Origin of the sequence: Rhodoferax antarcticus ANT.BR, assembly GCF_001938565.1 — a bacterium.
GTDB classification, from domain to species: domain Bacteria; phylum Pseudomonadota; class Gammaproteobacteria; order Burkholderiales; family Burkholderiaceae_C; genus Rhodoferax; species Rhodoferax antarcticus.
This window is the reverse complement of record NZ_MSYM01000011.1, coordinates 45,008-71,828: the sequence shown is the minus strand read 5'-3', so window position 1 is coordinate 71,828 and position 26,821 is coordinate 45,008. Positions and strand designations below refer to the sequence as shown.

Below are 26,821 nucleotides of genomic sequence, written 5' to 3'. Positions count from 1 at the left end.
AGGTGCTGCTTGGTGGGTCGCATTCCTGAGCTGGCATGCCCTATTCAAGCGGCGGGGCAATGGGCCAGAACGGACGAAACCAACAAAAGTGCCCTGCCACAGTTCTTGCTTGCATGCGCCTGTCTGCAACCTGCAACCGCTCACCCCTTCAACCCCACCACCATGACACCACCCGACCTCTTTACCCACAACCGGGTGATCCTCACCCACTTTGACAGTTACAGCGCGGCACTTTTATTCCCACGCTGGGAGCAGACCTTGCTGTGGCCCGCAGCCCTGCCTGCCACCGCCACGCCGATGCGCTCAGCCGCCGTCGTTACCCCTGAGTTTTCGGGCCAGGCAGTGCGCCAGGCGGTGATTGACATCTGCGGCTTCTCGCCCGACACGCTGGAGCGTGTCAATGAATTCAACCACTGGGCGCACACAGAGGACGGCCCGGTGCGCATCCACCTGCTGCGCTTCACCACGCGCGACGCGCCCAAAGCCGCGATTGCAGCGCTGGGCGGTGAGTTCAAGCCGATCAGCCTGCTGCGCAGCTGCCCGATGAGCGAGCTGCTATTGCTGCGCGAGGTGTTTAACCTGATCGTCAGCGCGGGCGTGCCGTGATACCACGCGCTTATATGCAAAAAGTGGCTCTAGCCCTTATGTAATATGCGCGAGAAGCTATTTTATAAATAGCAATTAGAGCACCTAATTCCATTTTCAAATCGATAGGAGCTTAGGCGCGAAGCCGCAGACAGTGCAGACGCACGGCAAGGCGAAGCAACAACAGATCCTATTGATATGCAAACGCAATAAAACCCACCGGGCTCACGCGGCCAGGCTGGACTGCATGGCGCCGATCAGCAGTGGTGCGAACGCCGCCAGCGGCATGTCGATGCGGGTGATGTTTTGCACCGCCAGAAAGCGCGCTTCCATGCGGGTGGGTTTCACCGGCAGCACAGCCCAATGCCGGTCGCTGGAGCGTTTCATGATCTGCCGGGCAAAGGTGCGGGTGAGCTGGTCGTCAAAGCGGCAGCCCAGAAACAGAAAGTGGCGGTCTTTGCGCCAGGCTTGCACCGCTTGCGGAATGGGGGTCTGGATGTCGATCTCGGTCAGCACTTCAACATAGTCACTGTCCGACACCAGGTAATTGCCCGCTGGGCTGTGGGCGCCCCAGGGTTTGTAGAGCATGCGTCCCGGGTTGGCGGACAGCTCGGCCAGCGGCGTGCCGTTCGCAGCGTAAGCACCGGTCCACTGGCCGAAGTGCTCAGACTGCGACAAACCCTGCACCTGGACCCAGGGCTCGCTGCCTTGGGCCAGCGCGCTGGCAAAACTGTCGTCGTACCAGGTGTCGACCCACAGTTTGGCACCGCTTGCGGCCAGCGCCAGTTGCAATTCTGAGGGCTTTGGCGAGACCGCGAAGGCCTCGTTCATCAGGTGCACCACAGATTTGCGGTGTTTGAAGTTCTCGATGAACTGGGCAGTTTGCGTCAGGCGTTTACGGATTTTGTGCGGCACGCTGACCTTGGCGGTCATGCTCTCGGCCAGCCCCAGCGGGGTGGCGGGCACAGCCACATCGCTGCACAGCGACAGCATCTCGGGGCCCATGTATGCAATGACCGCATCGGTGGCGAGTTGGCGGGCAATCTCTTGAATCAGGTCTTGGGTGTCCATGCGGGTTCCTTTGAAATTAGGCGTCGTCTTGCGTCAGCACCAGCGCGCTGGCGTCGCCGGGCTGCTCGGTGATGGACCAGCAATGGCCGTCAGAGGTGGCCAAGTAGATGCTGCGTGTGCCGCAGCGCAGCGCAGCGGTTTCACCGCGCATGTCCATCGCGTCAACCACCACCACACGCTGCTCAGGGTGGGCAGCGCGCCAGGTGGCGGCGGCCTCACGCACGCTGGCTGCGCCCGCCAGCAACTCACCCGCGCTGTGCAACTCGTCTTGCGAAATGGCCACGGTCAGTCTCCGGCGTCTTCGGTCAGGGCCATGCGACGCGCCTCAACCGTGATCGGCAACGGGGTGTCAGCAGGCATGTCGGGCAGATCAAACTGCCAGCCGTTGCCCAGCGTGACCAAGCCGCCCCACATGCCAGGCTTGACCATGGCGATGATGGGTTCTTCAAGGTCTTTTTTGGGCACATAACCAGTCAAGACACCCTTGCTGTCTTTGCGGATCATTAATTTCATCGTCGGCTCCTGTGTGGGTAAATGGGGTAGGTCAATTGGCTTTAAGGCGCACTCAGCAAGTCTTCACATAGCAGCGGTGCCAGCAGTGGCGGCAGCTCACGCAGCAGGTAGTTCACATCCTCAACAGTGGTGCCTGCCCCCAGCGAAAAGCGCACGGTGGCCAGCGCCTCGTCAGCAGACACGCCCATGGCGGTGAGCACATGCGACGGCGCACTACCGCCCGACGAGCAGGCCGCGCCGCTGGAAGCAGCCACCTGCAGGCGGTCCAGCCGCTGCAGCACCACCTCCTGCGATAGCTGTCCAAAACGCAGACAACTGGTGCCGGGCAGGCGCGCCGCCCCCTGGCACCAGACGTGGGTGTCTGGCAAGGCGGCTTGCAGGCCGCGTTCCAGCCGGTCACGCAAGGCGGCGATGCGCTTGGCCTGTGCAGTGATGTCACCCAGCGCCTCTAGCGCCGCTGCCAAACCGACGATGCCAGGCAAATTCTCGGTACCACCCCGGCGGCCACGCTCCTGGCTACCCAGGGTTTGCGGCAGCAGCGGCACACCTTGGCGCAGCAGCAACGCGCCGATGCCTTTGGGGCCCTGAAACTTGTGGGCAGAGAGCGACACCGCATCGGCACCGCAGGTGGCAAAGTCAAAGACTTGCTTGCCAATGAACTGGGTGGCATCCACGTGCATCACCGCACCTGCAGCGTGAGCCCATGCCGCCACGTCTGCCACCGGCATCAATACGCCGGTTTCGTTGTTGGCGGCCATCAGCGACACCAGCGCCACGTCCGGGCCGATCAATGCCTGCGCGGCAGCCAGGTCCAGCGTACCGTCTGGGTGCACCGGCAGGTAATCCACCTGTACACCTGCCGCCGCCAAGGCGCGCGCCAGGCGCAGATGGCCAGCATGCTCCACACTGCCAAACAACACCCGCTGGCGGTTGGCGGGCGCCCCCGCCAGCAAGCCACGCACGGCTAGGTGGTTTGCCTCGGTGGCACCGCTGGTAAAAATCACTTCTGCCGGTTTGCAACCCAGCAGCCGCGCCACCGTGGCGCGCGCGCCAGCCAGGCGGCGTTTGGCCTCTTGCCCTGGCCCGTGTTGTGACGAGGTGTTGGCCCACACGCCCGACATCACCGGCAGCATGGCCGCGATCACCGCAGGTGCCAGGGGCGTGGTGGCGTTGTGGTCGAGGTAAATCATGGCCAGAACTGGCGCTCGGTGTCCACACACAACAGTTCCAGCGCGGCGTCCAGCGGCTGGTTGTCAAACCGCGTGATCCAGGTGCCGCTGGCGTGGTCACGCGCGCACAAGCTCCAGTGGCCACACGCCTGCGGCACCAGCAGCGCAATATCAATCATGCCGCCCTGCGGGTCCACATTGCGCGAGCAGCACGGGCTCTGGATGCGAAAGTTGTCGCCCTGCGCCCGCACGACAGGTTTGACATAGCGGTAACGCAGGCGCTCCCGCAGGGCACGCTGCAGGCGGTGCTGCATCAGGTCTAGCACTTGCCCACTGGGCACGGGCATGAACGCGGCAGCTGGGCTCACGCTGGCTCCGGTGTCTCAGGCAGCAAGCCCGGCGGCGCCGGCACCAGTTCAATTTCAAGGCAACCCACCACACAATCGTCAAACTGCACCAGATACACCGGCTCATTCAGGTCTGGCGCGTGGCCAATGTTGACGATTTCACCCAGCGAGCCACGCGCTGCCAGCAGGGCGCAGGCCTCGCGCTCGGGGTGGCTACCGTCATTGATCAGATCGTCCAGCGCAATCACGCGCTGGCCCCAGGCATAGGCGGGTGCGCGGGGCTCAAGACCGGGCATTACGGGGGTGACGGCAGGTGTGGTCATGGTGGGCCTCAATCGGTGGGTGAAAGTGCTGGTTTGCCTGTTCCGAGGCGGGCGACGGCAGCCGCCTTGTCGCCCAGTTGCGCCAGCACCTCGTCGGGCAGGTTGTCGAGCGTGCAGAGTTCCTTGGCGCGCATACCGACGCGGTTACCAGACTCGACAAACTCCACCGCGTAGATGTAGTACTGCTGCAAAAAGGTGCCGATGCTGGTCACGTAGCCCACGTCGCCCTTGTGCACCAGCACGTCGCCAACGTCATAGCCCCGGTAGGTGCCGTCGTTGCGCACCACCGAGCGTGATGCCACGCGCTCGCCATAGTCAAAGCGCGGCGGGTTGGCCAGCTCGATTTCGTTTTCGTCACGATTGATGTCAGCCATGGGGTACTCCAGACAGGGTCACGGGGCGCATACGCGACTAACGCCTGGTTTGAGGCGTGTTTTTTGGACGACGGCGGCTTGGCTCATGTGCCTGCGCTGCCCCAGCCGCGCACCGGGTCATCTGCCGGGGCACCCTCGGGCAGACCGTTTTCATGGCGGTTGAGCACCTGCAACAGCAGCGCCCCGCTCACATGGTCTTGCGGGTCCAGGCGGCGCAGCTCGCTCAGCAGCAGCCGGGCCTCGGCCATGTCGTCCAGGCGCATGTTGAGGTAGGCCAGGCCTTTGAGCGTGAACAAATAGAAGCGCACCGCCGGGTCGGTTCGGGTGGCTTCATGGCTTGGCGGCTGGTCGCCAAAATTCGGGCCCAGGGCGGTGCGGGCAATGGCCAAGGCGTTTTCGCCTGTAGCCCTTGCCAGGGCTAGATCATGACTATAAAAATAGTAGCGATACAGCGCAATCAGCGGGGCCGGATGGCGCGGCGCTGCGGCGCGTGCCTGCTCCAGCAAAGGCAAGGCCTGCTGTGGCAGGTGGTGCAGGCGTCCCGCTTCTTGGATCAAGGCCTCAACCTGCGGGCTCAGGCCTGCGCCAATAACGCCGTCGGCAAAGGCCGCCAGGTCATTGGCAAAGCGAAGGCCATCCGCATGCATGGTGAGTCCGGGTTCAGGTGGCGAGCACCGGCGCAACCGGGCGGCCACGGCTGATGGCGCTGATCTCGATGCGGGTCACGCCCGGCTTGGGCGCGGCAGCGGCGCTGCTGCAGGCGCAAGCCTCCTTGTTGGGGTCGGTGAAGCTCAGGCCGGACTCGGTGGCGGTCTCGGTGAAATCCATGATCAGACCATTGAGCAGCAAGCGACTCTCAGCCGCCAGAAACAGGCGCACGCCGCCCACTTCCAGCAGCTTCTCGTCGGCTGCCGGGGCGGCCTGGGCGCTGAATTCTGACGAGTAGCCGGAGCAGCCGCCGGGCGTGACGGCCAGGCGCAAACCTGCGCCCGCGCCCATGCCTGAGAAGCGAACAACACGGTTGATGAACTTCGCCGCAGCGGGGGTGATTGTGACGGTGGGCAGCATGATCAGACCTCGGTGATGCAGTCGTCCACCGGGCAGATGGCGACGCACTGCGGGTCGTCAAAGTGGCTCTCGCAGTCGTTGCACTTTTTCGGGTCAATGGTGTAGATGCCACTTTTGACGCGGATGGCGGCGTTGGGGCACACCGGCTCGCAGGCGTCGCAGGAGGTACAGATTTCGGTGTTGATCTTGTGGGTCATGGGGGTTCTCCGGTCAAGTTAAGGTGAAGGAAATACGGTCAGGCGGCCAGCGTGGTGTAGGCGCCCTGGCGGATCTGGGCATCGCCCCGGGCCTGGTGCACCACGGCACCACTGGCCACACGGGCGCGGTAGTCGTTGAACCAGCCGAGGGCGGCTTTTTCGATGAATTCGCCGACATAAGCATCGACCGGCTCCACCCCGGCCTGCATCAGCTCGTCGCGGGGGCAAGCGCCAATCTTGGCAACCAGCACCGCGTGGCAGTCGTTGATGGCGCGCACCACCGAGGGCAATGGCTCGTCGTCGCCGGCGCCGCCCTGGCAATACTGGTCCACCCGGCGGTGGCCCACGAACTTGGCCTGGGTGGCCGAGACTTCAAACACCTGAAACTCGGTGACATGGCCAAAGTGTTCGTTGACCCGACCGCCGCCTTTAGTGGCTACAGCAACCATCACTTTGAGGTTTTGCGCAGATTTGAGCGCCGCAGCGCTGGCCAGCGCCTGCTGCTTGGCAGCTTGCTGGGCGGTACGCTCCAGCGCCACTTTGGCTTGGTAGGCCTGGCGCTTGTTCAGGTCATAAACCACGTCTTGCATCTGGTCCAGCTTGTCGAGGGTGAATTCCTCGCTGCGGTCTTCACCGAGCAGGCCAACCGCATCAGCGCGGCACTGGCGGCAATGCCGCATCAAATTGGCGCCGCCCATGCAGGCGTCTTGCACGGCTTTGAGTTCTGCCGCGCTGGGGCCGCGCTGACCGGTCAGGCCAAACACCGTGCCGTGCTCTGGCTCGCTGATCAGCGGCATGATGTTGTGCAGGAAAGCACCGCGTTTTTTCACCTCGCGGTTCACGTCCATCAAATGCTGGTCATTGATGCCGGGGATCAGCACCGAGTTGATTTTGGTCAGCACGCCACGGGCGGTGAGCATCTCCAGCCCAAGCATCTGGCGCTGGTGCAAGATGGTGGCAGCTTCAATGCCGGTCACACGCCGGTGGTTCCAGAAAATCCAGGGGTAAATCTTCGCGCCAATGACCGGATCGACCATGTTGATGGTGATGGTGACGTGATCGACGTTGTATTTGCAGATTTCATCCACCAGGTCAGGCAGCGCCAGTCCGTTGGTGGAAATGCACAGCTTGATGTCAGGCGCCTGCGCTTGCAGCATGCGAAACGTGTCAAAGGTTTTGGCAGGGTTGGCCAGCGCATCACCCGGGCCGGCGATGCCCAGCACCGTCATCTGCGGAATAGCGCTGGCCACCGCTACCACTTTGCGCACCGCCTGCTCGGGGGTAAGCTTTTGCGACACCACGCCGGGGCGCGACTCGTTGCTGCAGTCGTACTTGCGGTTGCAATAGTTGCACTGGATGTTGCAAGCCGGCGCCACCGCCACATGCATGCGGGCAAAGTGATGGTGCGCCTCTTCAGAGTAGCAAGGGTGGTCTTTGACCTTGTCCCAGATGGCGGCAGGCATGTCCTGCGGGCCGTCGGATGAGCCGCAACTGGCTTGGCCCTCGCCACCTTGGGTGTTACAGCCGCCGCTGGAGGCGACTTCGAGCTTGAACTTCAGCGGTTTGAGCTGACCCATGCTGACATAGGTCGTGCCGGGTGTGGATCCGGTGGGCGCGCTTGTTGGCATGGACATCCTTTGTACGGTCGACACTGACCGCTTCAGGCTGTATTAGCGAGTTCCATGCCACGCGAAAACGCGCGGTTTTGTCTGGCTTTTGTCGGATGTGGCACACCGAATACACCGCCATTTGACCCAGCTTTCAGCTGGCTTGTCTGTGATGCGACAAAGTTGACACAGGGGGATCTTGTCTGCGTCCGTCTCTACAAGCCGGAGAACGCCAAACCCACCGCCCGCATGGGCGCCGCGCGCACCATTCAGCCAGTCAGCCAGTCAGCCAGTCAGCCAGTCAGCCAGTCAGCCAGTCAGCCAGTCAGCCAACAAAGTTACTATATAAAATATAGCTGCTCGCGCATATTAGAAAAGGCTAGAGGCACATTTCTTATATAAATACACGAAAGCCCGTGTCAACGACCCAACCTCAAAACTTTCGCACCTCAATGTCGTTTTTTTGCAAGGCGTAACCCATTTGCCGTGGTGAAATTTTCAGCAGGCGTGCGGCTTTGGCCTGCACCCAGCCGCAGCGCTCCATGGCCCAGATCAGGCGTTCACGCTCGCCTTCGGGCTTGCCGTCGGTGTCGGCGGGCGGCGCTGGTTCACTGGCGGGTGCTGGCGCTTGGGCTTCTGGGCTGTCATCCACCTCGGGTTCAGGTACAGCACGTGGCGGCACCGGGCCTTGCACCACCGGGATCTCGATCATGCGCCCAGGGCTGACCGCATCCACCCGGTCGATATGGTGCAGCACCTGGGTCAGGCAGCCGTTGCCCTGGCAGGGGAAAGCCAGGTTGCCGATGACGTCGTCATGCGCCATGGTGGCAGTGCGCTCTACACAGTTTTCCAGCTCACGCACATTGCCAGGCCAGTAGCAGCTGGTCAGCACCCGCATGGCAGCGGGGCTGAAATGGGTGGTGCGGCCGTTTTCCTTGTTAAAGCGCTCCAGAAACAGATTGGCCATGGCCGGAATGTCTTCGCGGCGCTGGCGCAACGGCGGCAGCTGGATGCTCACCACGTTGATGCGGTAATACAGGTCGGCGCGGAATTCACCGGCCTGCACCATGCGCTCCAGGTTGCGGTTGGTGGCCAGAATCAGCCGCACATCCACCTTCACGCTGGCCGTGCCACCCACGCGCTCAAACTCGCGCTCTTGCAACACACGCAGCAGCTTGGCCTGAAACGATGGCGAAATGTCACCGATTTCGTCCAGAAACAGGGTGCCACCGTGTGACAGCTCAAAACGCCCCTTGCGCTGGCCCTGCGCGCCGGTGAACGCACCTTTCTCGTGGCCGAACAATTCGCTTTCCAGCAGCGACTCGGTCAGCGCGGCGCAATTGACACGCACAAAGGCTTCGCGCTTGCGTGGCGACAGGTTGTGTAGCGCACGGGCAATTACCTCTTTGCCGGTGCCGCTTTCACCACGCAACAGCACCGTGGTGCGTGACGGTGCCACCTGGTGAACCTGCTCAAACACCTGCTGCATCGGTTTTGAAACACCTACCACCTGGTCGATCTGGTGAACGGGCTTGAGCGCCTTGCTCATTCGGCGCACCGCGTCTTGCAGCGAGTCGTGCGCGGCGCTGACGCTGCGGTGCAGCAGCAGCGCCTGCCCCATCAGGGTGGCGACCATTTTGAGCAGCCGCAGATCATTCGAGAAGCTGTGCGCCTCACCTGGGTTCAGGCAGTCCACCGCCAGCACACCCACGGTACGGCGGTCAGCGCTGATCGGGGTCACCAGCATCGCAATGGGGACGTCTGGGGTCTGGTCGGCACCACCGGTACGGTTCAGAAACAGCGGCTCGGTGTGCACGTTGGGCACCATCACCTGGATGCCATTGGCATAGACGCGCCCGACGATGCCTTCGCCAGACTGGAAACGCAGGCGCTGCTGCTCCTCCTTTGTGAGCCCCACGGCGCACAGCCCCTGCAAGCTGCCTTCTGTTTCGCCCAGCACCACAAAGGCGCGGCGCCAGTCATAGGCATGCGACAGATAGTTCAGCGCTTCGCGAAAGGTCTTGGAAACGTCCAGCGACATGGCCAGCGTTTTGCTGACCTCGTAAATGGCGTTCAATTCACGCTGCGACTCAAAAACTTGTGTGTTCACCATATAGAACTCCGGTTATCCCCTGCAGATTCGATATAGCCGCCCTAAACACTTCAAAGCAAAAACCGCACCAAGAAAGTGGGGTTGCGCACAAAAGGTGGCTGGGCAACGGAATTCACGACAAATGCGACAAGCACCGCACCCCCGAGTTGGGTGGTGCGACAAAGGCAACAAATCGGGCAGGAAAAGGCCGCCACAAGGGCTTAAACGCATGGCACTGAAATTGCGAATTGACAGGCGTCAACGTCTTAATTGACAGGCGTCAACGTCTTTTCAGGAGCTTTGCATGTCAGACTTCACACCCACCCAGGTTTCTGGCCGCGCTGCACAGCCTGTGTACCTTGACTACGCGGCGACCACGCCGGTCGACCCTCGCGTGGCGGTGAAGATGGTGCCCTACCTGACCGAGATTTTTGGCAACCCGGCCAGCCGCTCGCACGCCTATGGCTGGGCCGCAGACGAGGCGGTGGAGCTGGCACGCGAACAAGTCTGCGCGCTGATCAACGCTGACCCGCGCGAAATCGCCTGGACCTCTGGTGCCACCGAATCCAACAACCTCGCCATCAAAGGCGCAGCGCACTTTTACAAAGACAAAGGCCGGCATCTGGTAACCGTGGCCACCGAGCACAAAGCGGTGCTCGACAGCATGCGCGAGCTGGAACGTGAGGGTTATGTGGTGACTGTATTGCCGGTGCTGCCCAGCGGTTTATTGGACCTGGCGGTGTTTGAAGCAGCCCTGCGCCCCGATACGGTGCTGGCTTCCGTGATGTATGTCAATAACGAAACCGGCGTGGTTCAGGACATGCCCGCTCTTGGTGCCATCTGCCGCGCCAAAGGGGTTCTTTTTCATGTCGATGCGGCGCAAGCTGCGGGCAAGGTGGCGATTGATCTGGCGCAGTTGCCCATCGACATGATGTCTTTGTCAGCGCACAAAATCTACGGTCCCAAGGGCATTGGCGCGCTGTATGTGCGGCGCAAACCGCGCGTGCGCATTGAGGCACAAATGCACGGTGGTGGCCATGAACGCGGCATGCGCTCTGGCACGCTGCCCACCCACCAGATCGTTGGCATGGGCGAGGCCTTTTGGCTGGCGCGCGAAAGCATGGCCGCCGACAACGCGCGCATCAAAACCTTGCGTGAACGCCTGTGGGCGGGTTTTCAGAAACTCGACGCGGTGGTGCTCAATGGCGACGAGGCCGCCAGCGCACCGCAGTATCTGAATGTGAGCTTCAACTATGTGGAAGGCGAATCCTTGCTGATGGGCATCAAAGGCGTGGCGGTGTCTTCCGGCTCGGCCTGCACCTCGGCCAGCCTGGAGCCCAGCTATGTGCTGCGCGCCATGGGCCGCAGTGATGAGCTGGCGCACAGCTCGGTGCGCTTTTCCATTGGCCGCTTCACCACCGAGAAAGACATTGATTTCACGATCGGTCAAGTCACCCTGGTGGTCAACAAATTGCGCGCCATGAGCCCGCTATGGGACATGGTGCAAGCCGGCGTGGACTTGACCAGCATCCAATGGTCTGCGCACTGATCACCCCCCTCATCTGCTTCGGAGAAAACCATGGCCTACAGCGAAAAAGTCGTCGACCACTATGAAAACCCACGCAACGTCGGCTCGTTTGACACAGGGGACGACAGCGTGGGCACCGGCATGGTGGGCGCGCCCGCCTGCGGTGACGTGATGCGTTTGCAGATTCGCGTCAACGCTGCAGGCGTGATTGAAGACGCCAAGTTCAAAACCTACGGCTGCGGCTCGGCCATTGCGTCAAGCTCGCTGGTCACCGAATGGGTACGCGGGCGCACGCTGGACGAAGCCCTGGCCATCAAAAACGCCGACATCTCCGAAGAACTGGCCCTGCCGCCGGTCAAGATCCATTGCTCGATTCTGGCCGAAGACGCCATCAAGGCCGCGGTGGCCGACTTCCGCTCGCGCCACCCGGCAGCGGGCGGTGGCACGCTGGTGTCAGAGCAGGTCGCCTGCGCCTCCAGCACCCGCTAAAGCCCCCACAACCCATCCACACCACCCACGAAGGAAACCCTATGGAAGCAGCTTTAACCAGTCCAAGTTCCCTCCCCATGGCGCAAGACGGCATGCCCAGCCTGCTGGAGTTCACCCCCCAGGCGGCAGCCAAGGTGGCTGAATTGATTGTGCAAGAGGGCAACCCCGCGCTCAAACTGCGCCTGTACGTTACCGGTGGCGGCTGCTCCGGCTTTTCTTACGGCTTTGCTTTTGACGACCAAATCGCCGAGGACGACACGCAAACCGTGACCGAAGGCGTGTCGCTGGTGGTAGACACCATCAGCCTGCAATATGTGATGGGCGCCCGGGTCGACTTTGAAGAAGGGCTGGAAGGCTCGCGCTTTGTCATTCACAACCCCAACGCCCAGACCACCTGCGGCTGCGGCAGCTCGTTTTCGATGTAGGGGCACATCATGGGCATCTCACTCACCCCTGCAGCGGCGCGCCATGTCGCCAAATCCATCACCAAGCGCGGCAGCGGCCTTGGGCTGCGCCTGGCGGTCAAAACCAGCGGCTGCAACGGCTTTGCCTACGGGCTGGAGTTTGTCGACAGCACCAATCCGGATGACGAGTGCTTCGAGAGCCATGGCGTGAAAGTCATCATTGACCCGCGCAGCCTGAGCATGTTGGCAGGCACCGAGCTTGACTTTGTGCGCGAAGGCCTGAACGAAGGCTTCAAGTTCAACAACCCCAACGCCAGCGCCAACTGCGGCTGCGGCGAAAGTTTCACGCTGTAAGGCGCGCATGGCACTGCTGCAAATCGCCGAGCCCGGTCAAAGCGGCGCACCGCACCAGCACCGGCTGGCGGCGGGGATTGACTTGGGCACCACCAACTCGCTGATTGCCACGGTGCAAAGTGCCGTGGCGCGGGCGCTGCCAGACGAAGACGGCGCGTTGCTGCTGCCGTCGGTGGTGCGCTACCTGCCGCGAAACGCAATTGTGGTGGGCGCTGAGGCGCAAAACAGCCAGACAGACGACCCCGAAAACACCATCGTCTCGGTCAAGCGCTTTATGGGCCGCAGCCTGGCCGACCTGAGCAGTGCGGCGGGCTTGCCCTACCGCTTTACCGATGCCCCTGGCATGGTTGGCATTCAGACCGTGGCTGGCGAACGCTCGCCAGTCCAAGTGTCGGCTGAAATTCTGACCGCCTTGCGCGAGCGCGCCGAACTGTCACTGGGCGGCCCGCTGGCTGGCGTGGTGATCACCGTGCCGGCGTATTTTGACGACGCCCAACGCCAGGCCACCAAAGACGCAGCGCGCCTGGCCGGCCTGTCGGTCTTGCGCCTGCTGAATGAACCTACCGCTGCGGCCATCGCCTACGGGCTGGACAAAGCCGCCGAGGGCACCTTTGCCATCTACGACCTGGGCGGCGGCACCTTTGATATTTCCATCCTGCACCTCAGCAAAGGCGTGTTTGAGGTGCTCTCCACCGGCGGTGACTCGGCTTTGGGTGGCGACGATTTTGACCACGCGATTGCCGAGTGGTTTTGCACCCAGCACGGCATGATCGGTCTGGCAGCTTTGCCACCCACCTCCCAGCGCAGCCTGCTGGTGGCCTCACGCCAAGCCAAAGAAGTGCTGTCGCAGCACGAGTCCGCAGCACTCGCCCTGACGGACGTGGCGGGCACTTCTTTGCAAGCCATCTTGTCGCGCGCGCAGTTTACGGAGCTTGGCGCCCCGCTGATTGCCCGCACCGTGGCCGCTACCCGGCGCGCCCTGCGTGATGCCAAGCTCAGCATAAACGACATCACCGGCGTGGTGCTGGTGGGCGGATCCACCCGCATGCCCATTGCACGGGAGGCGGTGAGCGACTTTTTCAAGCGCGACCCGTTGGTTGATATCGACCCTGACCAGGTGGTGGCCATCGGCGCAGCACTGCAAGCCAATGTGCTGGTGGGCAACGGCCATGGCGACGACTGGTTGCTGCTGGACGTGTGCCCGCTGTCTCTGGGCATTGAGACCATGGGCGGCCTGGTGGAGAAAATCATCCCGCGCAACTCCACCTTGCCGGTGGCGCGTGCGCAAGAGTTCACCACCTTCAAAGACGGCCAGACCGCCATGTCGCTGCATGTGGTGCAGGGCGAGCGCGAGTCGGTGGCGCACTGCCGCTCGCTGGCGCGGTTTGAGCTGCGCGGCATTCCACCGGCGGTGGCGGGGTCGGTGCACATTCGGGTGAGTTTTCAGATTGACGCGGATGGCTTGTTGTCAGTGACAGCGCGCGACCCGGCCAGTGGGATTGAAGCGCACATTGAGGTCAAACCCACCTACGCCCTGGCAGACACCGAAATATCGGCCATGCTGCAGGATGCGATTGGCTCCACGCAGGAAGACATGCAACTGCGCTCGCTGCGCGAAGCTCAGGTGGACGCCCGGCGCATGCTGGACGCGACTGAGGCCGCCTTGCACGCCGACGCCGCGCTGCTGGCAGCGCCTGAGATCCATGCCATTCACCACGCCATGTACCGGGTGGGCGACATGCTGGAAACCGAAGCCCCGCTGGCTGACCTGCGCCGCGCCACCGCCGCACTCGGCTCGGCCACCGACGAATTTGCCGCCCGGCGCATGAACGCGTCCATCAGCCAAGCGCTGGCTGGGCAAACCATGGACAGTTTGGCCTGACACGGACGCTTTTTCATGCCCATCGTCCACCTGTTGCCCCACCCCGATCTGTGCCCGCGGGGTCTGGACATCGAGATCAAAACCGGCAAATCTCTGTGCGAGGGCCTGCTCAAAGCGGGTGTGGCGATTGAACACGCCTGCGAAATGGTGTGCGCCTGCGCCACCTGCCATGTACATGTGCGCGAGGGCAGCGCCTCTCTCACCGAGACTGACGACGAAGAGAACGACCAGTTGGACAACGCCTGGGGCCTAGACGCGCAGTCACGGCTGGCTTGCTGCGTCAAGCTGGGCACGACAAACATCACTATCGAGCTGCCGCGCCATACCCGCAACCACGCCTGGGAACATTAGTTTTGTATACAAAATATGCCTCTAGCCCTTGTCAATAAAGCGCTAGCAGCTATATTTTCTATAGCTTTGTGACAACGGCTCTGGCGCATGGCACACCAGACAAAAGAGCACCAACACCGCTTTGAATGCCCCAGCAAGGGCGATCTGTTCGAAACAAAACATTCCTGACAAGCCAGCCGCACAACGGCACCGCGCTGGCGGCCTGGAGTCCGACAAACCCGCCCAAATACCCCAAAAACAGGTGGCACGCTGCTTGCAATCAGCCAGCGGCAAAGGATGCCCACCATGCCCCTGAACCCGATCATCAACGACACCACCTTGCGCGACGGCGAGCAAACGGCAGGCGTGGCGTTCACGGTTGAGGAAAAGTGCGCCATTGCCTGCGCACTGGCCGCAGCTGGGGTGCCAGAGATGGAGATTGGCATTCCTGCCATGGGCGACGAAGAGATGGCTGGCATCCATACCCTGGCTGCGCTGGCGTTACCCGCCAAGCTGATGGTCTGGGGCCGCCTGACCGAGGTTGACCTAGATAGCGCGCTGCGCTGCGAGGCGGACATCATTCACCTGTCGATCCCGGTGTCTGACATTCACCTGCAATACAAGCTGCGCCAGTCGCGCGACTGGGTGTTGGCGCAGGTGAGTCGGGTGATTGGCAAGGCGGCCAGCAGCGGGCGCATGATTTCACTGGGTGCCGAAGATGCCTCGCGAGCAGACCCCCTGTTTCTGGCGCAGGTGGCGCGCGTGGCACAGGCCAACGGTGCCAGCCGCATCCGCTTTGCCGACACGCTGGGCGTGCTCGACCCGTTCACCACCTATGACGCCATCGCACGGCTGCGTGATGCGGTGGACATAAAGATCGAAATCCACGCCCACAACGACTTGGGCCTGGCCACCGCCAACACCCTGGCTGCGCTGCGCGCCGGTGCCACCCATGTCAACACCACGGTCAATGGCCTGGGCGAGCGCGCTGGCAACGCGGCACTGGAAGAAGTGGTCATGGGGGTGCGCCACCTGCACCATGCCGATACCGGCATCGACACCCAGGCGCTGCTGCCCATCTCGCAGCTGGTGGCCCGCGCGTCTGGCCGCCAGGTGGCCGTCAACAAAAGCATCGTCGGCGAGGGCGTGTTTACCCATGAGTCTGGCATTCACATCGACGGTCTACTGAAGAACGCGTCGACCTATGAGAGTTTTGATCCGTCCGAGCTGGGTCGCCAGCGGCGCACCGTGCTGGGCAAGCATTCCGGCTCACAAGCCGTGCGCCAGGCCTACAGCCTGCTGGGCGTGGTGCTGGACGACGAGGCGCTCACCGCCCGTGTGCTGACACGCATCCGCTCGCATGCCATGCGCGTCAAACAGGAAGCCACTGCCGACGAATTACACGGGTTTTTGCTGGAATCGCTGGCGCTCCCCAGCGGCTGCAGCAACACCCCAAACCCCACCTAGTTCCCCCTCCCACCTGTCACTACGGAGTCCAACACCATGGAAAAATTTCTTCAACAACTCAAGGCCCTGTCTTCAGCCGAGGACTTCCTTCACTATTTTGGCGTGCCGTTCGATCAGGGTGTGGTCAATGTCAGCCGCCTGCACATTCTGAAACGCTTCTTTCAGTACATCCGCCAGGAAAACCTGCTGGCCCAAGGCAATGAAGTGGGCCTGTACACCTCTTACCGCGAGCAGTTGGTCAAAGCCTACAACGACTTTGTCAAATCTACCCCGGCGCAGGAAAAAGTGTTCAAGGTGTTTCAGGACACCAATGGCCGCCAGCATGTGTCGCTGGACAGCCTGAAGGCCTCGCTGCCAAAGCGCGCCTTGGCCTGATTCGGCTCAGCCACTCCACCCCAAAAGGACGACCTGTGATGATTGACCTGTCTACCCGATCGCTACAAGACTCGCAGGAGCCGGTCACGCCGGTTCCTCGCAAGGTGGGCAGGCGCCGATTGCTCTTGCTGGCTGCAGCGTTGCCACTGGCAGCCTGGCGCCTGAACCAAACCGCCGAGGCCGCGCCCCTGCGCTGGGAAGGCACGGCTCTGGGTGCACCGGCCTCCTTGGTGCTGTACCACGCCGGCGACACGCAGCGGGCGCAAGCAGCGCTTACTGCCACCCTTGCCGAGGTGGCGCGCCTGGAAGCCATGTTCAGCCTGTTTCAGGCCGATTCCTGGCTGTCACGCCTGAACCGCGAGGGTCGCATTACCGGTGCGCCGACTGAGTTCCAGTCGCTGTTGGGCTCTGCGCTGAAGATGGCTGCACTCTCAAGGGGTGTGTTTGACCCGAGCATCCAGCCGCTGTGGTCACTGTACTTTGAGCACTTTGTGGTGGGCGGGCATAGCCAGCCACCAACGGTCACCCGCGTGCAGCAGGCGCTGTCGCTCGTGGGCTGGCGTGGTGTGCGTTTGGCGGGTGACGAGGTGTCACTGGCGCGTGCCGGCATGGGTGTGTCGCTGAACGGCATCGCCCAGGGCTTCATCACCGACCGTTGCAGCGCTCTTTTGCGACAGCACGGGTTCAGCCAGATGCTGGTGGACATGGGTGAGCCCCGCGCGCTGGAGGCCAAGCCTGACGGCAGCGCCTGGATCATTGGCCTGGGCGACCCGCGTGAACCAAGCCGCGCACTGCATACGCTGTCAGTGGTGGATCAAGCCGTGGCCACCTCGGGCGGCTATGGCACCCGGCTGGACGCCGCTGGCTTGTACACCCACCTGATCAACCCGCGCACCGGGCACACCGCGCCCGCCAAAGAAAGCGTGACCGTGGTGGCCGCCAGCGCCACCCAGGCGGATGCCTTGTCCACCGCGCTGGCGCTGATTCCCCGCGCCGACACACCCGCGCGATTGGCGCTGTTGCGCACCCAACCGGGTTGCCGCGCGATCTGCATTGACAGCGCCGGCCAGGTGAGCGAGCTGTCATGAAAAGCACCTACCCTTGCGACAACGGCTTGATCACGGGCGTCGCGCGCGTGGTCGAGGTCGACAGCAGCCAAGCCTGGCTGGCTGCCGAGCAGCCTGCCGCCTGCAGCAGTTGCGCCACCAAAGGGGTCTGCGCCAGTGGCACCCCACATTCCAGCGCCAGCTGGCGGGTGGCACGGTCGCTGGGGCCAAACCAAGCGCCGCTGGCCCTGGGCGAGCGGGTGGAAATTGGTGTGGACCGCAACGCAGTCACCCGCGCGTCGCTGACCGCTTACAGCTTGCCACTGTTCACGATGCTGACGGCAGTGATTGCCATGCAAGACGCGGGTAACGGTGCTGCCGTCCTGGGGGCTGCGGTCGGGCTGGCGGCGGGCGCGGCAGCAGCGCGCAAGCTGGTTCGGCGCTGGCGCGAATCCTTGGCCCCGGTAGTGCTGGGTCGCGCTGCAGACCCTCCTTGCATCACCTGTGCGCCCGCCAGCACTGTGACGCAACGCCATATCGCCACTCCGGTGATTCCTCACGGGAGCCTGTGATGCAAGACGTTTTCCTGGTGTTGCTGGGCACAGCCATTGTCAACAATGTGGTGCTTGCCAAGTTTTTGGGGCTGTGCCCGTTCATGGGGACCTCATCGCGCATTGAAACAGCATTGGGCATGGCCATGGCGACCACCTTTGTCTTAACGCTGTCGACCGGCTTTGTGTGGGTGGTGGAAGCCATGGTGCTGGCACCGCTGGACCTTGCTTTCCTGCGCACCATGACCTTTATTCTGGTGATTGCAGCGGTGGTGCAGTTCACCGAGATGTTGATTCGCCGCATCTCCTTGCCGCTGTACGAAGCGCTGGGCGTCTATCTACCGCTGATCACCACCAACTGTGCAGTGTTGGGCGTGGCCTTGCTGATGGTGCAAGCCGGAGACAGTTTTGCAGCCAGCATGCTGAGTGGGTTTGGCACGGCGCTCGGTTTTGGCCTGGTGTTGGTGATTTTTGCTGGTCTGCGTGAGCGCCTGGCGCTGGGAGATGTCCCCAAAGTGTTTGAGGGCGCGCCGATTGGCTTTATCACTGCCGGTGTGTTGTCGCTGGCATTCATGGGCTTTGCCGGATTGGGAGGCCATTGATGGATACCGCCATGATGACGCACGCCGCACAAGCCGTCGGCGCGATTGGCTTGCTGGGAAGCGGGCTGGGCTTGGTGTTGGGGGTTGCAGCGCGCTATCTTTGCGCCCCTGTGGACGACCGCGCAGAAGCTGTCGCCGCCCTGCTGCCCGGCTCGAACTGTGCGCAATGCGGCTTTGCAGGCTGCAAGCAGGCCGCCGCCGCCATGGTGGAGGGGCGTGCCGCACCCAATTGCTGCCCACCAGGCGGGGTGTCTACTGGGCAAAAAGTGGCTGACCTGCTGGGGGTGAAGCTGATCATCGACGGGGCAGAGGCAGCGCTGCCCCAGGTGGCGTGGGTCGATGAGACGCGCTGCATAGGGTGTATGCGCTGCATTCGCAAGTGCAACTCGGACGCCATTGTGGGGGCGGCCAAGCAGATGCACACCGTGCTGCCCGAAGCCTGCTTTGCCTGCGGCCTGTGCGAAGCCGAATGCCCCACGCAAGCGATTGTGATGAAACCGGTGATGCCGACGCTGGCCACCTGGCACTGGCCCAAACCGGCTGCGGCACCCCGCGCCCCGGCTGACTGAAAGGACGCACACCATGGTGTTTCGTGTTCGCGGGGGCGTCAAGCTCCGCTATAACAAGGAGTTGACCAGCGGACAGGCCGTGGTAGCCATGCCGACGCCCCGCCGTTTGTACCTGCCGCTGCAGCAGCATATAGGCGCACCCGCCATACCGGTGGTGACGATTGGCGACCAAGTGCTAAAAGGCCAGCTGGTTGCCAAAGCCGCGCCCGGACTGTCGGCGCCGGTACACGCCTCCAGCTCTGGCACGGTGGTTGCCATTGAAGACCATGTGGCACCGCACCCCTCTGGCTTGCAGCAAAGAACCATCGTGATTGAGACTGACGGGCTGGACCGCTGGATTGACCTGCCGCCCCCCGTCACCGATGACTTTCCGCTGCAGGTGACACCGCGTGAGATCAACAGTCGGGTAGCCGCTGCGGGCATCGTTGGCATGGGCGGGGCGGCGTTTCCGTCGGCCGTCAAACTCGACCTTAAAGGCCGCCACCAGCTCGACACCTTGCTGATCAACGGCGCTGAATGTGAGCCGTATCTGACCTGCGACGACCGGCTGATGCGCGAAGAGGCGTGGGCAGTCATCGACGGCGTGCGCATCATGGCGTACGCACTGGAGGTGCAGTCGGTCATTTTTGCGATCGAGCGCAACAAGCCTGAAGCACTGGCCGCCATTCGTGGAGCGGCACGCCGGGAACCCTGGATTCAGGTGATGGCCTTGCCAACCCGATTTCCGATGGGGTCTGAGCGGCATCTGGTGTTGGCCTGCACCGGGCGCGAAACACCGGCGCGCAAGCTCACCGCCGACATCGGCGTCGTGGTGCACAACGTGGCCACTGCGCGTGCTGTGGCACGCACGGTACGCAGTGGCGAGCCGCTGATTAGCCGCGTGGTGACCGTTTCGGGACGGGGTGTGCGTGAACCTTCCAATGTCAAGGTGCCACTGGGCACACTGGTGGAAGACCTTCTGGCCTTCTGCGGCGGCTTGCACCCGGTGCCCTACAAACTCATTGGCGGCGGCCCCATGATGGGCGCGCCACTGCCGTCAGTGCGGGTGCCGGTGGTCAAAGGCACCAGCGGGGTGTTGGCGCTGACCATCAAAGAACAAAACGATGGCCCCGAGTCACCTTGCATTCGCTGCGCAAGCTGTGTCAGCGCTTGCCCCTGTGGACTGGTGCCGGTGGAGATGGCGCAGTTGGTACGCCGTGGCGATCTGCAAGGGGCACTGGCCATCGGACTGCAAGATTGCGTTAGCTGCGGCTCGTGCTCCTTCATCTGCCCCTCGCATATTCCGCTGGCGCACTATTTCAACTTTGCCAAAGGGCAGCTTGGGGCGTTGGACCGCGATGCACGGCGCCAAGAACGGATTCGCTCACTGGTGCAGGCGCGTAGTGAGCGCACCGCGCGCGAAGCAGAGCTTAAAAAGGTGGCTGCGGCTGCCCGCAAAGCCGCAAAGGCGGCCGCCCAAGCACCTGCACCAGCGCCTACGTCGACCCTGGCTCTAGCTGGCGGCACTGAGACTTCGGCTCGCGCCACAGAGGAATCAACATGAACACCGTAGTCAACCGCGCCGGGCCTTTCACCCACACCGCCAACAGCATCACGCGGACCATGCTGTGGGTCATCGCGGCCTTGATTCCCGCTACAACCTATAGCTTGTGGCTGTTTGGCTGGCCAGCGATCCTGCTGTTTGTGGTTACTGTGACCACCGCCGTAGCAGCCGAGGCTGCCATGCTGGCACTTTTGGGGCGGCCGGTGCGTGCCCGCCTGTTTGACGGATCGGCCCTGCTGACAGGCTGGCTGTTGGCGCTCAGCCTGCCGCCCTGGGCACCCTGGTGGATCGGGGTATTGGGCAGCGTGTCGGCCATTGTGCTGGCCAAACATTTGTTTGGCGGTTTGGGTCAAAATGCCTTCAACCCCGCCATGGTAGCGCGTATCGTGCTATTGATTTCATTTCCGGTTCAGATGACGATGTGGGTTGCACCGACCCCCCTGGGCAGCGACGGCGCACCGACTTTGGGGCAAGCTCTGGCCTACACCAGCGGTGCCACGCCTTTGCCCGAAAACATGAGCGCCGCCACCACGCTGGGTGTTCTGAAAACCGAGCTGTCACGCGGCGTGTCAGTCACCCAAACCAGCGAGGGGCTGGCGCCACCCGAGAAACTGGCGCTGGGTCACGAATCTGGCTCCATCGGTGAAACCTCAGCGGTGTTGCTGCTGGCTGGCGGGGTGCTTTTGATGCTTTTGCGCATCATCTCCTGGCACATTCCAGTGGCGGTACTTGGCACACTGGGCGTGCTGGCGGCTGTCTCCCATGCGCTGGACCCGGCGCGATTCGCCGCCATGCCCATTCATTTGCTGAGCGGGGCGGCGGTGCTCGGCGCCTTTTTCATCGCCACCGACTACGTCACCTCTCCGGTGTCGAAAAGCGGGCAGCTGCTGTTTGGCGCGGGTATTGGCGCGCTAACCTGGGTGATTCGCTCGTTTGGGGGGTATCCGGAGGGCTTGGCTTTTGCAGTGGTTCTGATGAATGCGCTGGTGCCGTTGATTGACAGGGGGCTGCGCCCACGCGTCTTTGGCCGCAGCCGTCGCGGACAAGCGCTAGAAGGCAAGATCAAACTATGAACGCCACCGATCAAGTCAAAGCCCCATCCGGGACACTGCCGACTACAGCGCGACTGAGCAAGCTGCTGACGCTTATCGGGGGCAAGCATGCGCTGGTGCTGGGTGGCTTTTCTTTGTCGGCCACGCTGCTACTAGCGACTGCATTCGGGTTGACCAAGGAGCCCATTGAAAAGCGTGCTTCAGAAGACCTGCGCCGTTCACTGGAGCAGGTGCTTCCCGCCAGCATGTACGACAACAATCCCGCGGCAGACGCAGTGCGCTTACCGTTGGACGGCGCCCCGCTGCTGGTCTACCGCGCCCGCAAGACCGGGCGAGTGACAGGCGTGGCCTTTGAGACGCATGGTCGGGGCTACGGCGGCGAGATACGCCTGCTGCTCGGCATCGACGGCAACGGCAAGCTGCTGGGCGTGCGCGTGCTGCAGCACACCGAAACGCCGGGGCTGGGCGACAAGATTGAGGTGTCCCGCTCTGACTGGATCACCCGCTTCACTGGCTTGTCACTGGGCAACCCACCGCAAGCACAGTGGGCCGTCAGAAAGGATGGCGGGCAGTTTGACCAGTTTGCTGGAGCCACCATCACGCCACGTGCCGTGGTGAACAGCATCCGTGATGGCCTGCGGCTGTTTGCCGCACAACGCAAAACCATGCTTGAGGAGGTGTCCCCATGAGCCAAACTCGCAATGTCATGCTGGACGGTGTCTGGCGCAACAACGTGGTGTTGACGCAGATGCTGTCCTTGTGCCCTGCCCTTGCGGTGACCTCCGGCGCGACTCAGGGGTTGGGCATGGGTGCAGCCACCGTGGTGGTGCTGATCGCCTCCAACATACTGGTCGCCTTACTGCGTGGTTTGATCACTGAAGTGGTGAGAATTCCGGCGTTTGTGCTGATCATTGCAACGCTGGTCACCATAGTTGACTTGGTCATGAACGCCTGGCTGCACGAACTGCACAAGGTGCTAGGCCTGTTCATTCCGCTGATTGTGGTGAACTGCATGATTCTGGGGCGAGCCGAGTCCTTTGCATCAAAGAACAGCGTGGCGATGTCGGCAGTGGATGGCCTGTCCATGGGCTTGGGGTTCACCCTGGCACTGACCGCCCTGGGTGCCATCCGTGAGGTGGTGGGTAGCGGCACCTTGTTCGCTGGCGCGTCGACCTTACTGGGGCCGGCGCTGGGCATACTGGAAATGCGCATTTATCCGGGTCAAGGCGCGTTGGTGATGATCCTGCCAGCAGGCGGCTTCATCGCACTGGGGCTGATGATTGCGGCCAAGCGGGCCATGGATGCGCGTCAGGCCAAGCTGCGCATGCAAGCCACATCAACCTCTGCTGTACGGCTGGGAGTAGCATCGTGAAAGTTAGCGTGGTGTACGCGCTGCCAGAACGCCAGCTCTGGCTGGAAGTGGAAGTGCCTGAGCAGGCCACAGTACGCGAAGCCATCGAATTCAGCGGCATCGCCCGGACTTTCCCCACTCTGGATCTGAGCAGTCAAAAAATAGGTGTATTTGGCAAAATAGTCGCCCCAGATGCGCGATTGGAGCCCGGCCAGCGTGTAGAGATTTACCGCCCGATCACCGCCGACCCGCAAGCTTTGCGCGGTGAATCTGGCGACGACGAATAGTCCCAGACCCACGCCCTTTGATCTCAAATTCACTTCACGCGAAGTCACTGCGTGGGGCGACTAGCAAAGCCATCTTGCCGATAAAGACAAAAATAAGGAGCATCGTGTCCACTTCAACATAGGTGGACACGTGAACACGCCAGAATTTCAAAATCCAGGCGCAGGCCGCCGTCGCGCACGCTACAGCAACGAATTCAAACGCCAGGTCAGTGCCGCCTGCCGTGGGCCCGGCGTCTCCACGGCGGCAGTGGCCCTGGCCCTGGCCAACGGCCTTAACGCCAACTTGCTTGAGCTCTCCAGCGCCGGCGAGTTCGACGGCCAAGGCGACCACCACACCCCGCCCGCGTATGTGGAGAAGGCGTTTCGCCAATACCTCGAATAAGGCATCTTTGCCCACGGCTTTGCGCGCGTCCGTTGCGACAACTGTGGGGACGACTTTTTGGTCGCCTTCTCCTGCAAAGGCCATGGCTTCTACCCCTTGTGCAACACCCGCTGAATGGCCGAGGCGCCAGCGCACCTTTGCGATCACGTTTTCCCGCGCCTGCCAGTACGCCAATGGGTGTTATCGGTACCCAAAGGCTTGCGCTACTACCTGCAGCGCGACAGGGGCGCACTCAATGCGGCGCTGCGTATCTTCTTGGATTGGTTAGCAATTGGCGTGACTTGGCAACGCCACCCGCAACCGGCCACCGCCTGTTGTCGTCTTGGGCCTACAAAGGTTTGGGCAGTTGTCTGACCCGCGCGCCGTGACAGCGCTTCTAAACTGGATTGACCGTTTGCCCACCCACAGCGCATTACCGCTGACTTACCTGAAGGAGATAACCATGACCACGACCACCCGAGCGACCGAAGCACTACATGACATTCACACCGCCACCAACGACGTTCTAAAGGGATACCGCGAAATGGCGGATCGCTCAGAGCCAGAAATCCAGACCGTGGTTCATCGACTCATCGACATGCATCAGCAACACGCGTCGGCGCAGGAGGCAGAACTAGGGCGGTTGCGCGAACCTGGACCCGACGACTCGTCGTGGCAAGGAATGGTGAATAAGGCCGTCATCATGATGCGGAATTGGGTGTCCGATCTGGACCGCGACGCATTGCCAGCAGTACGCCAAGGCGAACAGGCGCTGCGCGACAAATACATCAAGGCGCTTGAAGATTCGCAGGTTAGCGAGCACCCGTCAATCTTCGCGCTGCTGAAGTCACAACAGGGCGCGATTGAAACCGAGATCGCGCGACTACCCAAAGAATGACGCTACGGCGTCCTTAGACGCTGTCAGTTTGAGGACGCCAAGGGCGCTGCAACGCTTGCGCTCGATCTTTTCCTGCGCGATATCGCAGCGTCGGTGAGTGCATGCCAATCCGAAGTGGTGCCAGCTCGCATGCAGACACAAGTACACACAAAAGTTCGATGCCAAATCGACCTCCAACCCATACATATCAAGCGCCAATAGCTACATTAATAATAGCGTTTACCGTGCCGATGGCGGTTCCACTGGCGACACCCACTGCAGCCAGATTTGGCGACACCGCCGACTTAGCCCTTATCCCCCTTGAGACTCCGCCGCCTCGTCGCAGTAGGCGATCAACTCCTCGAGCTCGCTGGATTTATCGAACACCCGGTCAGCACCGAGCTCCAGGCAGCGCCGGCGCATTTCGGGGGTGGCGTAGTTACTGAGCACCACCCGGCGCACCGGCAGTTCCAGATTTTGGGCGCTGCGCAACACCCCTAGCCCACTCCCCGAATTCAGAAAGATGTCCACGATCACCAGATCGAGCTGACCATCGCGCTGCTGCAACTCACTGACCGCTTCACGTTCGCTGCCCGCCGAGCCCACCACCTGAACGTCCGACAGATCCTCCAATGTGGCGATCAGATTTTTCAGGATGACAGGATTGTCTTCAACGATAAAGGTTTTAAGCTTAGGCATGGTGGCGAGAGCGACTAGGTCGGCCGGTGAGAGTTCAGGATCTTGGGGCCTGTTAAAACATGGCGCAGGATGGCGATAGGAGAAAGTTGGAACGTTACTGTAATATGTATCTAGATGTTAACGGTGAAGCCCTTGGATCTGTGTAGGACAAGTCTGAAACAAGCCTGCTTACAGTTCACCAAAGGCAAAGGCCCCTGCGTCTGTCGCAAGAACCTTTGCCTATGTCGGCGCTGTTAAAGCAGCGCGCGCTGCTGTCACGCAGACCCTCAGGGGCGCACGGCAACGTCGTTGACGACCCGCTTCACCCCAGACACACCCTTGGCGATGGATTCGGCGCTTGAGCGTTCGGATGAAGACTTAGCGAAGCCAGACAGCTGGACCGTGCCTTTGAGGGTCTCGACCTGGATCGCCATGGCGCTGACTTTGGGATCCTCGGCGAAGCGGGCTTTTACCTGTGTAGTGATGGTGGCGTCGTCCACATAAGAGCCGACGCTTTGCTGGTCACGCGCGACGGCACAGCCGGTGGCGTAAATTGCGGTGACGGCAACGGCGCAGGCGAGAGCAATTTTCTTCAACATGGTGTTCTCCTAAGTAACTTGGGCGGTAGTTGCGCTGGCGAGGTTCAGCTCTTGGCGCCCACGGTGAGCAGGTTCTTGACCTCGGTGACGCCCTCCACCGCCTGAGCCAACGAACTGGCGCGATCGGAAGCAGCCTGGTTCGGCGCGGGGCCAGTGAGGGTGACCACCTTGTTGCTGGTATCGACGTTGATGGCCAACGCGCTGAGCTGGTCATCGCCAGCCAAGGCGGTCTTCACCTTGGTGGTAATGGTCATGTCGGCAGCGCCGTCGGCGATGTTGGTGCCTGCCTGTGAGGCGTCCTGCTTGATCTCGCTGCCCGCTGCCTGCATGTCCTGCTTGGCCTCGGTGGCGGCCTCCTGGGTGCGCGCGATGCCGTTGTCGATCTTCTCGCCCACGGTGGGTGGTTTGGACTGGTCGCACGCTGTCAACGCCAGAGCGGCGGTGCTGAGTGCGAGCACAGAGAGGGTGCGTTGGGTTTTATTCATGATGGGGTGTCTCTTGGAGCGATGCTAGCGTTGTGCGTGAAGAGGCCGGTTTGTTGACGCTGTGTTTCACGCAACTTGTTGCGTCGCGTGGCCCTGTCGGGCGGTGGCGATATGAGCGAAAGTGGGGGTGTGGGCGGTTGCTGATTTCAAATTGCAACGCCACTGCGTGGGTCTGCATGCAATGGCGTTGTCGTTTTAATTAACGGAACCAGTCGTCGGTGGCGCTGCGCTCCCAGGAATTTACCTGCTCTTCAGCTTCGTCTTTGGCGATGCCGTAACGCTCTTGGATCTTGCCGGCGAGCTGATCGCGTCGGCCAGCAACCACGTCCATGTCGTCATCGGTGAGCTTGCCCCAGTTCTCCTTGGCCTTGCCTGTGAGTTGCTTCCAATTGCCTTCAATACGTTCCCAGTTCATGTTCATTACTCCTTTGATGGTGAGGTGCATTGACCCGCAGGGGGCCGGTGTCGATCGCAGCGTTGACTTCGTTTGTTTCGCTGTGCTGTAACTTTAGGCTCGCAGGCGGCTCGGCACCGTCGGCTAAAAGCGCGCGACTGTGTAGGACAAGTTCCCGTGCAGCGTGGGCGCATGGGGCTCAAACCAGGCGAGCGTGAGCCCGTGCTACGGGTCGAGGGCCTGGCTGGTGA

35 protein-coding genes and 1 pseudogene are annotated in these 26,821 nt (G+C 62.1%); 20 read left to right on the top strand and 16 right to left on the bottom strand.

The window, feature by feature from the left end:
- The first annotated feature begins 162 nt into the window (after positions 1 to 162).
- Positions 163 to 606 carry a hypothetical protein gene (locus BLL52_RS07365; RefSeq protein ID WP_075586265.1) on the top strand — a complete coding sequence of 148 codons (444 nt, stop codon included), beginning with the start codon at positions 163 to 165 and terminating at the stop codon, positions 604 to 606.
- A gap of 204 nt (positions 607 to 810) precedes the next feature.
- Here BLL52_RS07365 and BLL52_RS07360 read toward each other — a convergent pair whose 3' ends face one another.
- From BLL52_RS07360 to nifA, 12 genes are all read right to left on the bottom strand, one after another.
- Positions 811 to 1,656: an SIR2 family NAD-dependent protein deacylase gene (locus BLL52_RS07360; RefSeq protein ID WP_075586054.1), complete on the bottom strand. Its 846-nt coding sequence runs from the start codon at positions 1,654 to 1,656 to the stop codon at positions 811 to 813.
- Positions 1,657 to 1,672: 16 nt separating this feature from the next.
- On the bottom strand, positions 1,673 to 1,939 hold the full coding sequence (locus BLL52_RS07355; protein ID WP_075586053.1) for a hypothetical protein: 267 nt from the start codon (positions 1,937 to 1,939) through the stop codon (positions 1,673 to 1,675).
- A 2-nt stretch (positions 1,940 to 1,941) separates the two neighbouring features.
- Entirely contained in the window at positions 1,942 to 2,169 is a 228-nt protein-coding gene (nifT, locus tag BLL52_RS07350) for a putative nitrogen fixation protein NifT (protein ID WP_075586052.1), read from the bottom strand.
- 41 nt (positions 2,170 to 2,210) lie between these two features.
- A complete protein-coding gene (locus BLL52_RS07345) occupies positions 2,211 to 3,359 on the bottom strand; it encodes a cysteine desulfurase family protein (RefSeq protein ID WP_075586051.1) in 1,149 nt (382 codons plus the stop codon).
- Positions 3,356 to 3,706, bottom strand: coding sequence for a DUF3024 domain-containing protein (locus BLL52_RS07340; RefSeq protein WP_241839065.1), 351 nt, complete (start codon positions 3,704 to 3,706; stop codon positions 3,356 to 3,358). Before BLL52_RS07340 ends, BLL52_RS07345 begins: the two co-directional genes overlap by 4 nt.
- A complete protein-coding gene (locus tag BLL52_RS07335; RefSeq protein WP_083633839.1) occupies positions 3,703 to 4,008 on the bottom strand; it encodes a nitrogen fixation protein NifZ in 306 nt (101 codons plus the stop codon). Before BLL52_RS07335 ends, BLL52_RS07340 begins: the two co-directional genes overlap by 4 nt.
- Positions 4,009 to 4,016: 8 nt before the next feature.
- A complete protein-coding gene (locus tag BLL52_RS07330; RefSeq protein WP_075586050.1) occupies positions 4,017 to 4,382 on the bottom strand; it encodes a nitrogen fixation protein NifZ in 366 nt (121 codons plus the stop codon).
- A gap of 83 nt (positions 4,383 to 4,465) precedes the next feature.
- Positions 4,466 to 5,029, bottom strand: coding sequence for a hypothetical protein (locus BLL52_RS07325; protein ID WP_075586049.1), 564 nt, complete (start codon positions 5,027 to 5,029; stop codon positions 4,466 to 4,468).
- Positions 5,030 to 5,042: 13 nt separating this feature from the next.
- Positions 5,043 to 5,450 (bottom strand): HesB/IscA family protein, encoded by a 408-nt coding sequence (locus BLL52_RS07320; RefSeq protein ID WP_075586048.1) that lies wholly within the window; start codon positions 5,448 to 5,450, stop codon positions 5,043 to 5,045.
- 2 nt (positions 5,451 to 5,452) lie between these two features.
- On the bottom strand, positions 5,453 to 5,647 hold the full coding sequence (locus tag BLL52_RS07315; protein ID WP_075586047.1) for a 4Fe-4S binding protein: 195 nt from the start codon (positions 5,645 to 5,647) through the stop codon (positions 5,453 to 5,455).
- A gap of 38 nt (positions 5,648 to 5,685) precedes the next feature.
- Positions 5,686 to 7,224: a nitrogenase cofactor biosynthesis protein NifB gene (gene nifB / locus BLL52_RS07310; RefSeq protein WP_406681819.1), complete on the bottom strand. Its 1,539-nt coding sequence runs from the start codon at positions 7,222 to 7,224 to the stop codon at positions 5,686 to 5,688.
- 463 nt (positions 7,225 to 7,687) lie between these two features.
- Complete coding sequence (nifA, locus tag BLL52_RS07305; RefSeq protein WP_075586045.1) at positions 7,688 to 9,367, bottom strand: nif-specific transcriptional activator NifA; 1,680 nt, start codon at positions 9,365 to 9,367, stop codon at positions 7,688 to 7,690.
- A 283-nt stretch (positions 9,368 to 9,650) separates the two neighbouring features.
- On the opposite strand from nifA, the gene BLL52_RS07300 reads away from it, so the two are divergent.
- From BLL52_RS07300 to BLL52_RS07210, 19 genes and pseudogenes are all read left to right on the top strand, one after another.
- Positions 9,651 to 10,895 carry an IscS subfamily cysteine desulfurase gene (locus tag BLL52_RS07300; RefSeq protein ID WP_075586044.1) on the top strand — a complete coding sequence of 415 codons (1,245 nt, stop codon included), beginning with the start codon at positions 9,651 to 9,653 and terminating at the stop codon, positions 10,893 to 10,895.
- A 30-nt stretch (positions 10,896 to 10,925) separates the two neighbouring features.
- The gene (iscU, locus tag BLL52_RS07295; RefSeq protein WP_075586043.1) at positions 10,926 to 11,363 is read left to right on the top strand and encodes a Fe-S cluster assembly scaffold IscU; all 438 of its coding nucleotides are present in this window, start codon (positions 10,926 to 10,928) and stop codon (positions 11,361 to 11,363) included.
- Between the two features lie 41 nt (positions 11,364 to 11,404).
- Entirely contained in the window at positions 11,405 to 11,788 is a 384-nt protein-coding gene (gene erpA, locus BLL52_RS07290; RefSeq protein ID WP_075586042.1) for an iron-sulfur cluster insertion protein ErpA, read from the top strand.
- 9 nt (positions 11,789 to 11,797) lie between these two features.
- Positions 11,798 to 12,121 (top strand): iron-sulfur cluster assembly protein IscA, encoded by a 324-nt coding sequence (gene iscA / locus BLL52_RS07285; RefSeq protein ID WP_075586041.1) that lies wholly within the window; start codon positions 11,798 to 11,800, stop codon positions 12,119 to 12,121.
- 7 nt (positions 12,122 to 12,128) lie between these two features.
- Positions 12,129 to 14,003, top strand: coding sequence for a Fe-S protein assembly chaperone HscA (gene hscA / locus BLL52_RS07280; RefSeq protein WP_075586040.1), 1,875 nt, complete (start codon positions 12,129 to 12,131; stop codon positions 14,001 to 14,003).
- A 15-nt stretch (positions 14,004 to 14,018) separates the two neighbouring features.
- Positions 14,019 to 14,354: an ISC system 2Fe-2S type ferredoxin gene (fdx, locus tag BLL52_RS07275; protein WP_075586039.1), complete on the top strand. Its 336-nt coding sequence runs from the start codon at positions 14,019 to 14,021 to the stop codon at positions 14,352 to 14,354.
- Positions 14,355 to 14,639: 285 nt separating this feature from the next.
- Complete coding sequence (gene nifV / locus BLL52_RS07270; RefSeq protein WP_075586262.1) at positions 14,640 to 15,800, top strand: homocitrate synthase; 1,161 nt, start codon at positions 14,640 to 14,642, stop codon at positions 15,798 to 15,800.
- 36 nt (positions 15,801 to 15,836) lie between these two features.
- Positions 15,837 to 16,175: a nitrogenase stabilizing/protective protein NifW gene (gene nifW / locus BLL52_RS07265; RefSeq protein WP_075586038.1), complete on the top strand. Its 339-nt coding sequence runs from the start codon at positions 15,837 to 15,839 to the stop codon at positions 16,173 to 16,175.
- 38 nt (positions 16,176 to 16,213) lie between these two features.
- Positions 16,214 to 17,263 carry an FAD:protein FMN transferase gene (locus tag BLL52_RS07260; protein ID WP_075586037.1) on the top strand — a complete coding sequence of 350 codons (1,050 nt, stop codon included), beginning with the start codon at positions 16,214 to 16,216 and terminating at the stop codon, positions 17,261 to 17,263.
- Positions 17,260 to 17,793: a SoxR reducing system RseC family protein gene (locus tag BLL52_RS07255; protein ID WP_075586036.1), complete on the top strand. Its 534-nt coding sequence runs from the start codon at positions 17,260 to 17,262 to the stop codon at positions 17,791 to 17,793. The genes BLL52_RS07260 and BLL52_RS07255 overlap by 4 nt, the downstream gene beginning before the upstream one ends.
- Positions 17,793 to 18,374 carry an electron transport complex subunit RsxA gene (gene rsxA, locus BLL52_RS07250; RefSeq protein WP_075586035.1) on the top strand — a complete coding sequence of 194 codons (582 nt, stop codon included), beginning with the start codon at positions 17,793 to 17,795 and terminating at the stop codon, positions 18,372 to 18,374. Before BLL52_RS07255 ends, rsxA begins: the two co-directional genes overlap by 1 nt.
- Entirely contained in the window at positions 18,374 to 18,943 is a 570-nt protein-coding gene (locus BLL52_RS07245) for an RnfABCDGE type electron transport complex subunit B (RefSeq protein ID WP_206744491.1), read from the top strand. Before rsxA ends, BLL52_RS07245 begins: the two co-directional genes overlap by 1 nt.
- A gap of 13 nt (positions 18,944 to 18,956) precedes the next feature.
- The gene (gene rsxC / locus BLL52_RS07240; protein ID WP_075586034.1) at positions 18,957 to 20,486 is read left to right on the top strand and encodes an electron transport complex subunit RsxC; all 1,530 of its coding nucleotides are present in this window, start codon (positions 18,957 to 18,959) and stop codon (positions 20,484 to 20,486) included.
- Positions 20,483 to 21,559: an RnfABCDGE type electron transport complex subunit D gene (locus BLL52_RS07235; RefSeq protein ID WP_075586033.1), complete on the top strand. Its 1,077-nt coding sequence runs from the start codon at positions 20,483 to 20,485 to the stop codon at positions 21,557 to 21,559. Before rsxC ends, BLL52_RS07235 begins: the two co-directional genes overlap by 4 nt.
- Entirely contained in the window at positions 21,556 to 22,227 is a 672-nt protein-coding gene (rsxG, locus tag BLL52_RS07230) for an electron transport complex subunit RsxG (RefSeq protein ID WP_083633838.1), read from the top strand. Before BLL52_RS07235 ends, rsxG begins: the two co-directional genes overlap by 4 nt.
- The gene (locus tag BLL52_RS07225) at positions 22,224 to 22,910 is read left to right on the top strand and encodes an electron transport complex subunit E (protein ID WP_075586032.1); all 687 of its coding nucleotides are present in this window, start codon (positions 22,224 to 22,226) and stop codon (positions 22,908 to 22,910) included. Before rsxG ends, BLL52_RS07225 begins: the two co-directional genes overlap by 4 nt.
- Positions 22,907 to 23,176, top strand: coding sequence for an RnfH family protein (locus BLL52_RS07220; RefSeq protein ID WP_075586031.1), 270 nt, complete (start codon positions 22,907 to 22,909; stop codon positions 23,174 to 23,176). Before BLL52_RS07225 ends, BLL52_RS07220 begins: the two co-directional genes overlap by 4 nt.
- Before the next feature lie 286 nt (positions 23,177 to 23,462).
- Positions 23,463 to 23,885, top strand: a pseudogene (locus BLL52_RS07215) (transposase zinc-binding domain-containing protein); the annotation flags it as partial.
- Between the two features lie 115 nt (positions 23,886 to 24,000).
- Positions 24,001 to 24,435 carry a DUF2383 domain-containing protein gene (locus tag BLL52_RS07210; RefSeq protein WP_139313335.1) on the top strand — a complete coding sequence of 145 codons (435 nt, stop codon included), beginning with the start codon at positions 24,001 to 24,003 and terminating at the stop codon, positions 24,433 to 24,435.
- 291 nt (positions 24,436 to 24,726) lie between these two features.
- Here the strand turns inward: BLL52_RS07210 and BLL52_RS07205 are convergent, their stop codons facing one another.
- From BLL52_RS07205 to BLL52_RS07190, 4 genes are all read right to left on the bottom strand, one after another.
- The gene (locus tag BLL52_RS07205; protein WP_075586029.1) at positions 24,727 to 25,113 is read right to left on the bottom strand and encodes a response regulator transcription factor; all 387 of its coding nucleotides are present in this window, start codon (positions 25,111 to 25,113) and stop codon (positions 24,727 to 24,729) included.
- Between the two features lie 266 nt (positions 25,114 to 25,379).
- The gene (locus BLL52_RS07200; RefSeq protein ID WP_075586028.1) at positions 25,380 to 25,691 is read right to left on the bottom strand and encodes a BON domain-containing protein; all 312 of its coding nucleotides are present in this window, start codon (positions 25,689 to 25,691) and stop codon (positions 25,380 to 25,382) included.
- Positions 25,692 to 25,735: 44 nt separating this feature from the next.
- Positions 25,736 to 26,176, bottom strand: coding sequence for a BON domain-containing protein (locus BLL52_RS07195; RefSeq protein WP_075586027.1), 441 nt, complete (start codon positions 26,174 to 26,176; stop codon positions 25,736 to 25,738).
- Positions 26,177 to 26,375: 199 nt separating this feature from the next.
- Positions 26,376 to 26,591: a CsbD family protein gene (locus BLL52_RS07190; protein ID WP_075586259.1), complete on the bottom strand. Its 216-nt coding sequence runs from the start codon at positions 26,589 to 26,591 to the stop codon at positions 26,376 to 26,378.
- Positions 26,592 to 26,821 lie beyond the last annotated feature (230 nt).